Source organism: Streptomyces sp. MGP-BFMKR1, assembly GCF_057766585.1.
In genome coordinates this window covers 3019033-3034516 of sequence record NZ_CM173408.1, presented here as the reverse complement: position 1 = coordinate 3034516, position 15484 = coordinate 3019033, and the positions used below count along the sequence as shown (strand labels likewise).

7 protein-coding genes are annotated in these 15484 nt (G+C 68.8%); 4 read left to right on the top strand and 3 right to left on the bottom strand.

What is annotated here, in order from left to right:
* Positions 1–234: 234 nt before the first annotated feature.
* A complete protein-coding gene (ppgK, locus tag AC3CHW_RS11255; RefSeq protein ID WP_488470348.1) occupies positions 235–1056 on the top strand; it encodes a polyphosphate--glucose phosphotransferase in 822 nt (273 codons plus the stop codon).
* 96 nt (positions 1057–1152) lie between these two features.
* Here the strand turns inward: ppgK and AC3CHW_RS11250 are convergent, their stop codons facing one another.
* On the bottom strand, positions 1153–1905 hold the full coding sequence (locus AC3CHW_RS11250) for a DUF6542 domain-containing protein (protein ID WP_488470347.1): 753 nt from the start codon (positions 1903–1905) through the stop codon (positions 1153–1155).
* Between the two features lie 284 nt (positions 1906–2189).
* On the opposite strand from AC3CHW_RS11250, the gene ychF reads away from it, so the two are divergent.
* A complete protein-coding gene (ychF, locus tag AC3CHW_RS11245; RefSeq protein ID WP_187060601.1) occupies positions 2190–3278 on the top strand; it encodes a redox-regulated ATPase YchF in 1089 nt (362 codons plus the stop codon).
* Positions 3279–3631: 353 nt separating this feature from the next.
* On the opposite strand, the gene AC3CHW_RS11240 is transcribed toward ychF, so the two are convergent.
* Both AC3CHW_RS11240 and brxD read right to left on the bottom strand, forming a co-directional pair.
* Positions 3632–5770: a DEAD/DEAH box helicase gene (locus AC3CHW_RS11240; RefSeq protein WP_488470346.1), complete on the bottom strand. Its 2139-nt coding sequence runs from the start codon at positions 5768–5770 to the stop codon at positions 3632–3634.
* On the bottom strand, positions 5770–7092 hold the full coding sequence (gene brxD, locus AC3CHW_RS11235) for a BREX system ATP-binding protein BrxD (RefSeq protein ID WP_488470345.1): 1323 nt from the start codon (positions 7090–7092) through the stop codon (positions 5770–5772). The genes AC3CHW_RS11240 and brxD overlap by 1 nt, the downstream gene beginning before the upstream one ends.
* 245 nt (positions 7093–7337) lie before the next feature.
* Here brxD and pglW point away from each other — a divergent pair, with 245 nt between their 5' ends.
* Together pglW and pglX are read left to right on the top strand one after the other, a co-directional pair.
* A complete protein-coding gene (gene pglW / locus AC3CHW_RS11230; RefSeq protein ID WP_488470344.1) occupies positions 7338–11849 on the top strand; it encodes a BREX system serine/threonine kinase PglW in 4512 nt (1503 codons plus the stop codon).
* A complete protein-coding gene (gene pglX, locus AC3CHW_RS11225) occupies positions 11846–15478 on the top strand; it encodes a BREX-2 system adenine-specific DNA-methyltransferase PglX (protein WP_488470343.1) in 3633 nt (1210 codons plus the stop codon). Before pglW ends, pglX begins: the two co-directional genes overlap by 4 nt.
* The last annotated feature ends 6 nt before the right edge of the window (positions 15479–15484 follow it).

The following is a 15484-nucleotide window of genomic DNA, read 5'->3' as shown; positions in this document are numbered from 1 at the left end:
CGCGCTCCCCCTGGCGACGGCCCGGCGGACGGGGGCGAGACCGGTTCGCTGCGGCGGGGCCGAACCCTGCCGGATGGGGTCGAGCCGGTCCGGCCCGGTGGGGCCCGGTGGGGCCGAGTCCGACGGAGCGAGACCCGATCTGGACCTGCCGAAGCGGCGGCGAGCGTCGACGAAGAGGGCGGCGGCCCGTCGAATCGGGGTCAGGGCCGGCCGCCCCGTCGTAGCGTGGTCTTCATGAACGTATTCGGTGTGGACATCGGCGGCTCCGGCATCAAGGGCGCACCGGTCGACCTGGAACGCGGCGACCTGGCGGCCGAACGACACAAGGTGCTCACCCCGCATCCGGCGACCCCGGACGCCGTGCTCGACGGCGTCTGCGAGGTGATCGAGCACTTCGGTTGGTCCGGCCCGGTCGGGGCCACCTATCCCGGGGTGGTGGTCGACGGCGCGGCGCGTACCGCCGCCAACGTGGACAAGGCGTGGATCGGCGTGAACGCCGCGCAGAAGCTCGCCGAGCGGGTGGGCGCGCCCGTCACGCTGGTCAACGACGCGGACGCGGCGGGCATCGCGGAGCTGCGGTTCGGCGCCGGGCGGGGCAGGACCGGGACCGTCATCCTGCTGACGTTCGGCACCGGCATCGGCAGTGCCGTCTTCAGCGGCGGGCAGTTGGTGCCCAACACGGAGCTGGGCCACCTGGAACTGCACGGTCACGAGGCCGAGGCGCGCGCCTCCACCCGGGCCAAGGAGGAGGGGGACCTGAGCTGGCAACACTGGGCGCGCCGGGTACAGAAGTACCTCGCCCACGTGGAGATGCTGTTCTCGCCCGAGCTGTTCATCATCGGCGGCGGCGTCAGCCGCAAGGCGGACAAGTTCCTGCCGCTCATCGAGGGCATCCAGGCCGAGGTGGTGCCCGCGCAGCTCCGGAACAACGCGGGGATCGTCGGCGGGGCGATGGCCGCGGCGCTCGCCGGCCGGCCCGCCGGCTCGGCCTCCCACCCGCACCCGGCCGCGACCACCCTCACCACGCCCGGCCTGGGCTCGGCCGCCGGCTTCTGACCTCTGGCCGCCCGGTCCACGGCCGCCCCGGCCTGCGGGGCTGCCCTGGCCTGGCTGGCTGCCCTGGCCCGCGGGGTCGTGGACGCGGCCGGCGCCTCAGCGCCCGCGGGCGGCGGCCCGGCCGGGCCGCCCCTCGGGCCCCCGCCCAGCCCGCGGAGCCAGGCGCTGGCCTTCGGCGTACGCGACGTCCTCGCCCGGCGCCGCGGGCTGGGCCGGCCCCGGCCGGTCGGCCTCGCGCTCGTGCGCGCCGGCGCGTTCGGCGCCGGCCGACTGCGCCCCGGCGTGCTGCCGGGCCCGCCGCTGGCGCCGGCCGACCAGCGCGACGCGACGTATGAGGACGATCAGGCCGGTGATCAGCGTGCCCGTGTACAGCCAGCCGACCTCGAGCGAGAGCGCGGTGACGACGTTCATCGCGTGCTCGCCGAACCCGTCCCCGCCCTCGCCCAGCGGGACGAGCCCGACCGCGAAGGCGATCGGCACGCTGACCGGCCCGGCGACCAGGTCCGCCGGCCGCACCCACACCCCGCTGGCCGCGCAGACCAGCAGGAAGAACAGGCCGTACGCGACCGTCGAGCCGGACAACAGCAGCGCGGCCAGGCACCCCACGGCGAGCATGGCGAGAGTGGCCAGCATGCCGGTGCCGAACCCGGTCAGCTTGGGCTCGGGGAGTCTGCGCACCGCGGCGAGCAGCGGCTCGGGCAGCGGCCCGGCGGCCCGCGCCCGGTAGACGGTGGCGTTCTCACCGGTGTCGGCGCCGGCACCGCCGACACCGACACCGGCCGGACCTCCGGCGGGCGGCCGGGGCGGCGGTGCCGTACGGCGGGGCGTACGCGTACTGGGTCGTTCCACCGCACCAACGTAGGTCGCCCCGTGCCGGTGCAGGGGCCATGGACACGCGCTTTGACTCACCTTGATTGTGTGTTCGACCGATAGTCCGCCCGGCGGGGTACTCGATACGGCCGTACGGGCGCATGCCGGGCGCAGCGGAAATCCTCGCGGCGCCCGGGGGTGGGGGATTGGACTCCCGGGCGGCCGGACGGCCGGGCGGGGGAGTGTTCGGAGTGGGCCCGTAGACTGGTGGACCGGCCCGTCCGGGCCCGCCCTACCCAATTCTCGCTACGGGAAGTCGCCACGTGTCGCTCACGATCGGAATCGTCGGCCTGCCGAATGTCGGCAAGTCGACCCTGTTCAACGCCCTGACCAAGAACGACGTGCTGGCGGCCAACTACCCGTTCGCCACCATCGAGCCGAACGTCGGCGTCGTGGGCGTGCCCGACCCCCGCCTCGACACCCTCGCCGAGATCTTCTCCTCGCAGCGCAAGCTGCCGGCGACGGTGGACTTCGTGGACATCGCGGGCATCGTCCGCGGCGCGTCGGAGGGCGAGGGCCTGGGGAACAAGTTCCTCGCGAACATCCGCGAGTCGGACGCGATCTGCCAGGTCATCCGGGCCTTTCAGGACGAGAACGTGGTCCACGTGGACGGCAAGGTCTCGCCCAAGGACGACATCGAGACGATCAACACCGAGCTGATCCTGGCCGACCTCCAGTCCATCGAGAAGGCGCTGCCCCGGCTCACCAAGGAGTCGCGCCTGCAGAAGGACAAGGTGCACGTGGTGGCCGCGGCCGAGGCCGCGCAGAAGATCCTCGAAGAGGGCCGCACCCTCTTCTCGGCCGGCATCACCCGCAACACGGAGCAGGGCCAGCTCCTGCACGAGCTGCACCTGCTGACCACCAAGCCGTTCCTGTACGTCTTCAACGTGGACGAGGACGAGCTGGTCGACGAGTCCTTCAAGGACGCCCAGCGCGCCCTGGTGGCCCCGGCCGAGGCGATCTTCCTCAACGCGAAGATCGAGTCCGAGCTGATCGAGCTGTCCGACGACGAGGCCCTGGAACTCCTCCAGTCCATGGGCCAGGAAGAACCGGGCCTCGCCACCCTGGCCCGCGTCGGCTTCGAGACCCTGGGCCTCCAGACCTACCTGACCGCCGGCCCCAAGGAGGCCCGCGCCTGGACCATCAAGAAGGGCGCGACGGCCCCGGAGGCGGCGGGCGTCATCCACACGGACTTCCAGAAGGGCTTCATCAAGGCCGAGGTCATCTCCTTCGACGACCTGGTCGCCACCGGCTCGGTCGCCGACGCCCGCGCGGCGGGCAAGGCGCGCATGGAGGGCAAGGACTACGTGATGCAGGACGGGGACGTGGTGGAGTTTCGGTTCAACGTGTAATGGCCGGCGTGGGCGGCTTGTCGCTACAGCGCCGCTGACCTGGTGAAGGCGCAGGTCAGGAAGGGTTCGACTCTTTGGGGTCGGGCCCTTTCCCTGCGCGTGGGAGGGGGCGGGGATAGATGAGCCCCGTCACCCGTTCACAACCTCCGCGGACAGAGCAACTCGAAGGTGGAACGGAATGGCGCGGACGGGCCGGCGGCAGACCGCCGGCCTTGCCCGAGAACCCTACAAGGCCCGCAGCGTGGTCGAACGCTGCTTCAACCGTCGCCTGAAACGTTTCCGTGTGGCCGCCAGCCTCAACTTAACTCACCGACCGCTACAGAGCCGAAACCTCCCTTCCAGGCTTCGGCCGGTCACTGTCGTGTCTCCCAGCGCACCGCCTCGTCAAGGACGGACCGAGCTCCGTCGAAATCCGCCAGGCGGGCGGCGACGGTGCGTGCGGCGAGGTGCTGGGGCAGGGCGGCTGAGAACTTCAGGCCCTGCACGGCGCGCGGGTTGACCTCGGGGAGGACCAGGCGGTCGGCGAGGTCGGTGCGGGCGGCCTGCCAACTCCGCGGTGTCGTTGCCGTACTGAGGCGGATCCGGACGTCGTCGGGCTGTTGTACGGGGTCGGCAAGGGCCCCGAGGGAGGCGACCAGGGTGGCGTTGGCGCGGAAGCCGGCCCAGGTCCACCACTCGAGCTTGTCGCCCTCGCGGAGTAGAAGTGTCGCGCGCTTGTTGACGTGCGCGGCGCGGTTCTCACGAAGTTCGGCGAGACGTGCTTGTGCGCGCTGGGTGAGGCGGACGGGCGGATCCTCGCCGAGGAGCACGTCGCGCATAGCGCGAGTGAGTGGGAAGGAGAGGCCACTGAGCCCGTAACTGTCCCAGCGGGCACGGCCGCCGGCTTCCGCGGGTTCGACGAAGGCGCGTCTGCGGTTGAAGTCGATATGGCCGACCCGCCAGCTGCGTCCGCCGAGGAGTAGCAGGCGCGGCCCCTCACGCTGTTCCAACAGCAGCCGAGGGTCGATGGTGCCGAGGTCCCTGCGACCGAAGTAGACGGTGAATTGCGGCGGGGCGGTGAACGCGGCGGTGAGGGCCATGAAGTGGCGGCGGCCGAAGTGCTTCTCAGCCTGGGGGCCGATGAAGAGGAGCCCCCCATCGGTGTCGAGAAATCCCTCGTCGACCAGGTACTTCATAATCGGCGTCGCGCTCTTGTCGAAGGGGGCGAGGCCGTTCCACTCCTCGTGCCAGGTGCGGTCGCCGAGTGTGTGCTGCTGCAGGGCTGCGGCGAGAATCTGCTGGGCGACAAGGTGGCTCGGCTGGGGTGGCGGGACGACGGGCTCGATCCAGTGGCGGCCCCACAGCAGGAGCAGTGCCGCAGCTTTCAGAAGGGCGGGCTCTTCGGTGGCGAGGAAGAGAGTGTTGCGTGCGGTCCCGGTGCGCCGTCCTGTGCGGCCCAGGCGTTGCAGGAAGGCGGCGACGGTGGCAGGGGCGCCGATCTGAATGACCCGATCCAGATCTCCTACGTCGATGCCGAGCTCAAGGGTCGAGGTGGAAACGATCACGCAGTCGCGAGCCTCGGCGAAGGCTTCTTCGGAGCGGCGCCGTTCGTCGAGGGAGAGGGAGGAGTGGGAGAGGTACGTCGTCACGCCGCGGAGACGGAGTTTCTCACCGAGTTCTTCGACCGAGGCGCGGGAGTCGCAGAAGACGAGACGCTTTTCGCCGCCGTGGAGGAGAGCGATGAGTTTGGCCGCGTTGTCAAGGGAGCCCACGTAGTCGAGTTCGATGTCGCCAGGTGGTGGGGCGCTCCCTGCGGACGGCTTGCCATGAACGCCGGGTGCGACGACGCGGCCCGTTCGCTCGTGTGGTCGTGCCCCCTGCAGCCAGTGCAGCAGGTCCTTGGGGTTGCCGACAGTGGCGGACAAGCCGATGCGCTGGATGCGCCGACCAGCGAGACGCTCGAGACGTTCGAGTACGGCGAGCAGGTGCCAGCCGCGGTCGTCCGAGGCGAAGGCGTGCACCTCGTCGACAACCACGACCCGCACCCCACCGAGCATGTGTTTGTGATCGGTTTTCTCGCTGATGAGCTGTGCTTCGAGGGATTCCGGAGTGGTCAGGAGGATGTCCGGGCTTTCGACTCGCATGCGCTTGCGGACGGACTCCTTGGTATCGCCGTGCCACAGCCCCGCCGTTCGGCCGAGCCAGCCCGAGTAGGTCTCGAGGCGCGGTTCGAGGTTGTTGAGGAGGGCCTTGAGGGGGGCGAGGTAGAGCACCGACGTGCCCTGCCAGCCGCCGGCTTCCATGGCCGCGAGCAGCGGGAAGGAGGCCGCCTCCGTCTTGCCGCCCGCGGTGGGGGCGAGCAACACGGCGTCCTCGCCGTCCATCAGCGGATCGATAGCTGCCTTCTGTAGGGGGCGCAGGTCGGGCCAGCCGAGGGTGTTGACGATGTGGTGCAGGAGCACGGGATGCAGGCGGTCCACCGGATCCGGACCTTTTGCCTGTTCCGCTGCCATCACAGCTCCAGGTCGATGTCGTCGGCGGCCGCCGCGTTGCGTTCCACATCGGTCAGTTCAGTCCCGGACACCGTGAGTCGGTAGTGGAGCCGCGGATTGAAATCCTCGAACTGGTCGATCCGGTCGAGGACATCCCCGACGAGCTTCTTCAGGAAGATCCGGGGGGCGACGCCGACCTTTCCGCCCAAATGTCCGCCGACGGCCTTGGCGAGGTCGTCGACGTACCCCTCGTCGACCACCCCCCGGATCCGTACCGGATCGCCCGCTCCGGCGGCGTACAGGTCCCGGACCTTCAGCCCGAGCTGGACGAGACTTTCCCCGGTGAAGCCTGGCAGGCGGATCTGCACGGCACGCGGGTTGTCGAAGCGTGGGTCGGTCGTGAAGTCGGTGGCGAGCCGCTGTGCCAGGGGGGCGAGCCTCTGTACTCCCTGCGGACCGTCGTAGAAGGCCGGGGTGCCGGTGATCACCAGATAGAGGCCTGGGAACCGGCCGGAGTGCACCTCATCGATGAGCTGACGCAGTGCGTTGAGGGCCTTGTCGCGAGCGTCGGAGCGGACCCGCTGCAGCGTCTCGACCTCGTCGAGTACGACGACGAGGCCAGCGTGTCCCGTGTCCCGCAGGACGGTGAGGAGTCCCTGGAGGAACCCCAGGGCCCCGAAGTGATCGAGGTCACCACGCACCCCGGCCGCCTTGCGGGCCACGGCGGACACATGTGGCTGACCGCCGAGCCAGGCGAGGACGGCGGCGGCCGAGGCATCGTCGCCGGCTTCAAGCGCTTGCCGGTAACCGCGCAGCGCAGCGGCGAAGGCCGGGGCCTGTCGGGACACCTCGGCGAGCCGTGCCGACATCAAACGGTCCACGGCATCGGCCAGCGCATCCTCGGCGACACCGTCGGCGAGGGCGTCATCCTCCAGCGCATAGAACCAGCCGTCGACGACCTGCTGAAGCGCGCTGGGCGGGAAGGCCGAGGTGGTGAGCCGCTCGATGAGCCGCCGGTAGACGGTTTCGAGCTTGTGCAGTGGCGTCTCGTTCTCCGATACCTGAATCTCACAGACGGCGAACCCGCGCGACTTGCCCCGCTCGGCGAGCCACCGAGTGAAGAACGTCTTACCGGAGCCGTACTCGCCGCGCACCGCTTTGAAGACGGAGCCGCCGCCCGCGACGGTTGCCAGTTCCTCGTCCAAGGCGGGGGCGAACCGGTCGAGGCCGGTCGCGAGTAGATCGAGCCCCTGCTCGGGCACGGCTCCCCGCCGCAGTGCGTCCACGACGCCTCGCCGCCGTACGGCGCTGACCTGACCACGTACGTCATTCACAGGCGCCATCCTCGCAAACCTGACCCTCCTGCTGTCCGGGAGCCGGTGTGGGCCAGGGGCTTCGACGCCGCGACCGGAGGGCCGAGGGCCCGTGTGCGGGTTGAGCGGGAAGGGGTAGGGGGTGCTGATCGCGCCCGTACAATCGAACGGGGTGGGCTGTCGGAATTCCGGACACGAGCTACTGGATATACCGTTCATCGCCCATCGAGCCCGCCTTGACGGCGGGGGCGCGCGGGATCGGAGAGTCAGGTCTTATGAAGAAGGGTCGCTGGACGGCCGTCGCTCCTTCCGAGTATCCGCATGAGCAGGCGGCTCTCGAGAGGATCCTCACGCCTCTACCGGACGACGGTCCGTGGCGGGCATGGTCCAACTTCACCTTCGTCAGTCAGACGGGTCACGTTCGTGAGGTCGACCTCCTGGTCCTGACGCCGGGTGGCGTGCACATGATCGAGTTGAAGAGCCTGCACGGCCGGGTGGAACGACGTGGCGGCCAATGGGTGCAGATCCCGCCGGGGAACCGACGCGGATACGGGAGGGGCCTCGGCGACCCCCTGCGCCTCACCAACCAGAAATCCAAGGAACTGGCTTCCCTGCTGCGCCGGTACGGCGCGAAGGTGTATGTCACTGAGGGCGTGTGCTTCACCGAAGAAGGCCTCGACCTGGCGCTGCCGCCGCACGAGCTCAACGCCCACATCTACAACGGCATCCCCGCCCTCATCGCGGAGCTTCGACTTCCGCCGCGCGAGGACCGGTTCAGGATCTCGTCCCAGAACAGCGCCGTCATCGGCAAGGCGCTCGCCCAGGTCGGTATTCAGCAGGTGGTCAGGGAGGCGAAGGTCGGCCCGTTCATCCTGGACAAGCGGCCCTTCGCCACGGGGGCCACCTGGGCCGATTACGCGGGTAGACACGAGCAGCTCTCCGAGACCGTGCGGGTACGGGTCCATCTGAAGCCCCGCAACTCGAGCAGCGAGGCGCGCACAGCGCTGGTCGAGGCGGCGAAGCGGGAAGCCGACACGCTAAAGCGGATCCACCACCCCGGCGTGGTACGCATCCGGGACTACTACCCCTCCGACCATGAAGCGGGCCCGGCTCTTACCTTCGACCACCACCCGGAGCGGCTGCACCTGGACGAGTTCCTCGACCGGTGGGGTGGACGGCTGAACCTGGAGGAGCGCCTCGCACTAGTTCGCCAGATCGCCGAGGCGATCAAGTACGCGCATGCCAAGCGGCTTTACCACCGCGCCCTCACACCACGGTCGATCCATGTCATTCCCCGCCCCAAGGGCACGACGGGGAGTGAGCTGAGCGAGGAGGAGCGCTGGCGGCGTCCCCTGCTGCAGGTCTCCGACTGGCAGCTGGCCTCGCGTACGGTCACCTCCAGCGGAGTGTCCCTGGCGCCGTCCACGGTGTCGGACGGAAGCGTCGACGACGCCTCGGACCCCTACCTGGCCCCGGAGCTGACCGCCCCGAAGGCCGATCCGGCGCGCATGGACGTGTACGGCATCGGCACGCTCGCTTATCTGCTCACCACGGGCAGCGCTCCCGCCGCGACCCGTGCGGAGCTGCAGGCACGCGCGGAAAGCGGTGAGCGGCTCGCCCCGTCGGCGGTCCAGGACGGCATCCCGCCGTTCCTGGACGACCTGATCGACGCCGCCACCGCCCAGCAGCCCGACCGGAGGCTCGACGCGGTAGGCGACTTCCTGGAGATGTTGGCGGAGGTCGAGGAGGATGTCCGGCCCGCGGCCGTGTCGGAGGACGAGCAGTCGCGGCAGGAGGAACCTGCCGACGACCTCGACCCACTGGAGGTCGCGCCCGGCACGCTGTTGCAGGGGCGTTGGCGGGTGCGCCGCCGCCTCGGCACCGGTTCGACGGCCCGCGCTCTTCTCGTGCTCGACGAACGGCAGGGGAGGAACGACGCGTTCGCGGTGCTGAAGGTGGCGCTCGACGACGACAAGTCGGAGGCGTTGCAGCGCGAGGCGGAGACCCTCGGCCGACTGCGGGATTCGAGCATCATCCGGCTGCTCGTGCCCGGCACCTTCACCGTGGGCGGACGTATGGTCCTGGCCACCGAGTACGTCGGCAACATCAAGGCCGAGACGAACGACAAGCGCGATGACCGCACCGCGCGGGACGAGACCATGGCGCGCGTCCTGGGACGCCAGGGCCGCCTCACCATGGACGACCTGGAGCGCTACAGCGACAACCTTTTCAACGCCCTCTACTACCTGGAGGGCGAGGGCGTCTGGCACCGCGACATCAAACCGGACAACATCGCGATCCGGATCCGCCCCAACGGCACCAGGCAGGCACTGCTTCTCGACTTCTCGCTGGCCGCCGTCTCGGCCCGCGAGACCGGCGCCGGCACCTTCGGCTATCTCGACCCGTTCGTCGGCACAGTCATGCGGAACCTGTACGACGACGCCGCGGAGCGGTACGCGCTGGCCGTGACGTTGCACCAGATGGCGTCGAACGAGCTTCCGCAGTGGGGCGACGGGTCCGTCACCCCACGGATGACGGACCCGAAGGAGTGGCCGTACCCGACGATCGCGTCGGAAGGCTTCGAGGACGAACTGCGCGACGGGCTCACCGAGTTCTTCCGCAAGGCGTTGAACAGGGACGCGAAGCAGCGGCACAAGGACCTGCGGGACATGCGCACCTCCTGGCAGCGGGTGTTCCAGGACGCACAGCGGCTTGCCGCCAGCGCCGGGCACGAGTCGCTGAGGCGGCAGGGCCAGAGCTTCGCACCGGACGGCGAAACCGACACCGCCGAGCTGCGCGACCAGTTGGCCGATGTCGCCACCCGTGAAACTCCTCTGGTGCGCGCGGGCTTGACGCCGTCCGCGTACTCGATTCTGCGGGACATGAAACTCACCACGGTCGGTGAGTTCCTCGACCGGGCCAGCCGTACGTTCATCAACCGGCCGGGGCTTGGCGCCCGGACGCGTACGGAAATCCAGCGTCGGCAGAAGGAGTGGCGTGCTCGCCTCGGCTCGCGGCCCGAGCCGGAGCCGCAGCCCTCGCCGGAGGAGCGGACGCCGCTCGAGGCGCGACTCGAGCGTGTCGTCATGGGGGTCCCCGATGTCCAGGACATCGACCACCTCCTCACCCGGATCGTCCCGCCGGCCGCCGGCCGGACGAAGCGGCTGCACGAAGTCGCCGTGCACCTGCTGCGCGCGCCCGGCGCAGACGGGACACTGCCCGACCTCCCGGTGTGGCCGCTGCAGAAGGATGCCACGCAGGCTGTCGGGTTCGCCGACCAGTCGACGTTCTCACGAGAGTTGAAGAAGCTCCGCAAGCTCTGGGCGGACGATGGGGGCCTGCTGGAGGTGCGAGCCGCGGTTCTCGAGCAGCTCCGCGCGCTCGGCAGGGTCGCCTCCGTGGACGCGCTGGCCGGCTGGCTGCTCGGCACCCGCGGTTACTCCCTGGGTGACCCGGACATACGCCGGGCCGCTGCCTTCGCCGTGCTCCGAGCACTGATCGAGCGCGAGCAGCAACTGCCCATCGGCAGCAGGGCTTTCCAGCACTTCGTTCCGTACAAGGCAACCGACCCGGTACGCCGCGCTGGTTTCCTCGCACTGGAGGTCGACCCAGACAACGAAGCTGACGGCCCCGACACTCCGGCCGCACCCGCTCTGCTGAGCTATGTGAAGCGGCTCGGTGACGCTGCCGACCGGCTCGCGGGGCGGGACTCCCTGCCGGGTTCGAGTACGGTCCTCGCCGAGCTGAGCGCGGTGAAGTTGCCCGCGGGCGAGTTCTCCTGGGACGACCGGCGCGTCGCTAATCTCGCCGCCCAGGCGAGCCAGAACGCCGCGTTGTCGCCCAGGCTGGAGATCTACCCGCGTGACCTGGGCCTTGTCCGCGCTCTGCGTCTCACCCAGGCTGGTCTGGTCCGGGTCCTGCCGGGCCTGCCTGAGCAGCAACAGCCAGGGCTGCCCCTGCGCGAGGTCCTTGAGCGGGTCAATGACCGCTTCCCCGCTCTGGCGGCGCTCGTCGGGATGAAGGACAGGCCCGAGGAGCTACTCAAGGCGCTGCGCGAGGCAGGCTTTGACCTCAAGTACGTGGCGGACAAGAAGGCGTTCCTGCCCCGTAAGTACGAGGCGGTCCTGTCGTACACCTCGGCTCTTAGCGGCAGTGGTTCCGGCACCGGCGGCCCGCTGGACCAGGAGTCGACCGCGGCGCGGGCCGACGCGCAGTTGGCGGGCGCCGCGCGGCGAGACGGGTTCCGGCTGTTGACCGTGCGTGCGCGGAGCGCACCGGCGGTGGTACGGGAGCTGCGTAGCCAATACGGGGTGCAGGCTGTGTCGGTGACCGAGTTGTTCCTGAAGGGACTGCGGGGCGACCTCACGCCTGGGCGCGCGATGCCGAAGTGGGAGGTCGTCGTCAAGGCGGACGTGCTCCCGGCCGGGCAGTGGCCGACGGGGTTCACGAATCTGGTGGGCGCGGTGTGGCGGGCTGTGCAGGGGGCGTTGGAGGGTGAGTTGGCGGCTTCGGTTTCCGGTGACGGGCGAGTCATCCCCGTCCTCCTCAGTGATGTCGCTGTCTTCGCCCGCTACGACGGCATGCACGTCCTCGACCGGCTGACCGCGCTTGCCCGGCGCGGTGGCCGTCCCCTGTGGGTGCTCGTCGCCCAGGACGACGAGACCGCCGTCCCGAAACTCGCCGGACGCCCCGTTCCGTACCTCGAGGCCCAGCAGGAGTGGATCCCCATCCCCAAGTCCTGGATCCGTATGCACGAACCGAACGCTCTCGAAGGAGCCACCCCGTGATCGACCGCAAGGCGCTGCTGTCCGACCTGCAGACACAGGTCAAGGCGGTGGAGACGGACCTCGAGGGCCAGGTCAAGCGGGAAGAGGCGGTTCGTAACCGGCTCCGTGCCGAGTACGACGCGTCGAAGAAGGTCGGCCGTACGGCGGCGACCTGGCAGTCCTGGCTCGATGAGCGGATCACGCAGGTGGCGGTGGCGTGGGTTCTCGGCACCGTCTTCGTACGGTTCGTTGAGGACAACGGCCTGGTGCCGGAGCCGTACATCACCGCGCCTGATGTCACCGGGCGCGAGGTCGCGCTGGCGCGGTACGACGAGTACGTGGACAAGGCCGAGGACCCCACGTACCGGGGCTGGTTCGAGCACGCCTTCGCTGAGCTGGCGGAAGGCCCGGCGGGGAAACTGCTGTTCTCTGACCACAACCCGCTGTGGCAGATCCCGCTCTCGCACGAGGGTGCGGGGGCACTGCGGGACTTCTGGCAGCGGACGCGGGATGACGAGGCGGGGGCGTCGATACTTGTTCACGACTTCACGGACCCGCTGTCAGAAGACGGAGATGACTACGGGACGAAGGGGTGGGACACCCGGTTCCTGGGCGACTTGTACCAGGACCTGAGCGAGGCGGCCCGGAAGAACTACGCGCTGCTGCAGACGCCGGAGTTCGTGGAGGAGTTCATCCTCGACCGGACGATGAACCCGGTGCTGCGGGAGCGGGGCGGCGTCGAGGGCCTGAAGATGATCGACCCAACGTGTGGGTCGGGGCACTTCGTGCTCGGCGCTTTCCGACGGCTGGTGCGGGAGTGGGCTGCGCGGCGGCCGGAGCTGGACGCGCACGCACGGGTGCGCGAGGCACTGGAGTCGGTCCACGGAGTGGACATCAACCCGTTCGCGGTGGCGATCGCGCGGTTCCGGCTGCTGATCGCGGCGATGGCGGCGGCGGGGATGCGGACGTTGGAGGAGGCTGCGGCGTACGAATGGCCTATGCAGTTGGCGGTGGGGGATTCGCTGATCAAGCCGCGACAGGTGACAGATCAGCTGTTCACGGCCGCGGTTGACCCGTTGGCTGAGTTCAAGTACGCGACCGAGGACATTCACGAGCGTCCGTACATTCTGGATGAGGGCCGGTACGACGTGGTTGTGGGGAACCCGCCGTACATCACGGTCAAGGATAAGAAACTCAACAAGCATTACCGGGAGCTGTACGACGCGTGCTCGGGCAAGTACGCACTGTCGGTGCCGTTCGCTCAGCGCTTCTTCGAGCTGTCGAAGAAGGACGGGGGTGATGGTAAAGGCTATGGCATGGTCGGCCAGATCACGTCGAACTCTTTCATGAAGCGGGAGTTCGGGACGAAGCTCATTGAGTCGTTCTTCCGTGACGAAGTGGAACTGACCGAGGTCATCGACACGAGTGGGGCGTACATCCCCGGGCACGGAACACCTACGGTCATCCTCATCGGGCGAAACCGTGACTGGACGCAGGGGCGCGGGGACACGATTCGCACGGTGCGGTCGGTGCAGGGGGAGCCATCGGCTCCGGAAGACCCGGAGCGAGGGTTGGTGTGGTCGGCGATCGTTGGGCAGATTGATCAGCCAGGGTCGGTGAGTCAGTGGGTTTCGGTGGGGGATCTGGATCGGAAGACGTACTTCGGGACGCAGCCCTGGGTGTTGGCTGCAGGTGGTCGAGAGATGCTGTCTCGTCTTGCTGACAGTCCGGAAGGATCATTGTCCGCACTCGCAAGCGAGGCTGGCATCATGTCGGTCACAGGCGAAGATGATTTGTACCTGCTGCCAGCCGATGGCACGGCCTCGCGCATCGGTGTGCCGCAGACTCAGCCACTTGTGACTGGTGATGCCATCCGCGACCACGAGATCCGGTACACATATGACACCGTTTGGCCGTACGGTGAGCAGTTGAAGGTCCTTCCTCTGGCGGATATCCCGGAGGTCGGAAAATATTTGACGCCTTACCGTGCTGCGATTGCACGGCGACGTCGTTTTGGCACTCCCATGGTTGCACGCGGTCTCGCCTGGTATGAATGGCAGGAACTCTATGCCGCCAAGCTACGTTCTCCGCTGGCGATCGCGTTCGCTTTCGTGGCAACGCACAACCACTTCGTGCTGGACCGGGGCGGGAAGGTATTCAACCGTTCTGCCCCTGTGATTAAGCTGCGGGAGGGGGCCACGGAGGCAGAGCACCTTCAGCTTCTCGGCGTTCTCAACAGCTCCACGGCGGGATTCTGGCTCAAGATGGTAAGCCACAACAAGGGGAGCACGGTTGATGTGCGTGGCGCCCGGCAGAGCACAATTCCGTTCGAGGATTTCTACGAGTTCACCGGCACGAAGCTCCGGGAGTTCCCTCTCCCCTCTGCCTACCCCACCACCCTCGCCACCGCCCTAGACACCGCTGCCCAGCAACTCGCCGCCACTACCCCCACTGCCGTGGCAGCCCAAGCCGTCCCCACCGCCCAATCCCTCCGCGAAGCCCGCGCCACCTACGAGTCCACCCGTGCCCGAATGATCGCCTTCCAAGAGGAGTTGGACTGGCAGGTCTACTCCCTCTACGGCCTCACCGACACCGACCTGCGCCCCGCCGACCCGGCCGACGTCCCGCCGCTCGCCCTTGGCGAGCGCGCCTTCGAGATCGTGCTGGCCCGTGCGATCGAGCGCGGTGAGGCGTCGTCCGAGTGGTTCACGCGGCACAATTCCACGCCCATCACCGAACTCCCCGCCCACTGGCCAGCCGCGTACAAGGACATCGTCAACCAGCGCATCGCGACCATGGAGTCGAACTCCGCCATCGGCATGGTCGAGCGCCCCGAGTACAAACGGCGCTGGGCCACCGACGGCTGGGACGCCATGCAGAAGCAGGCGCTCCGAGCTTGGCTACTGGACCGGATCGAGGCCCGGCGTGAGCTGTGGTTTGACGGTAACGATCAGCCCACCCTCATCACCCTGGCCCGCCTGACCGACCGGCTTCAGGAGGACGACGACTTCGCCGCTGTGCTCAATCTCTACGCGCCCCGCGCCGACTTCGCGAAGACCGTCGCCGAATTGGTCAGCGACCAGCACGTGCCGGCTGCCGCCGCCCTGCGGTACAAGCCCGCCGGTCTCAAGAAGCGTGCCGACTGGGAGCGGACCTGGGAGCAGCAGCGTGCGGAGGACGCCGCTACCTCCGAGGACGAGAAGCGGAAGATTCGCGAGGCGACCGCCGTACCACCCAAGTACGCCTCCGCCGATTTTCTGCGCACCAGCTTCTGGGCCCAGCGCGGCAAGCTCGACGTACCCAAGGAACGCTTCATCTCCTACGGTGCGCAGAACGTGCAGGTCCCGACGCTCCTCGGCTGGGCGGGCTGGGACCACCTCCAGCAGGCGCAGGCCGTCGTCGGCTATCTCAACGATAATCAGCTGACGCGGGACGAACTCATCCCGTACCTCGCTGCCCTGCTCGAACTTCAGCCGTGGCTGGACCAGTGGCACGGCGAGTACCTCCCCGACTTCGGGCAGTCAGCGGCGCAGGCGTACCACGACTTCCGGCTCGCGCTCCAGGGCGAGCACGGGCTGACTGACGAAGACATCCGGGCCTGGCGGCCCGCGGCGGCGGCGCGCGGTGGCGGCGCCAAGAAGGCGAAGTGAGACGGA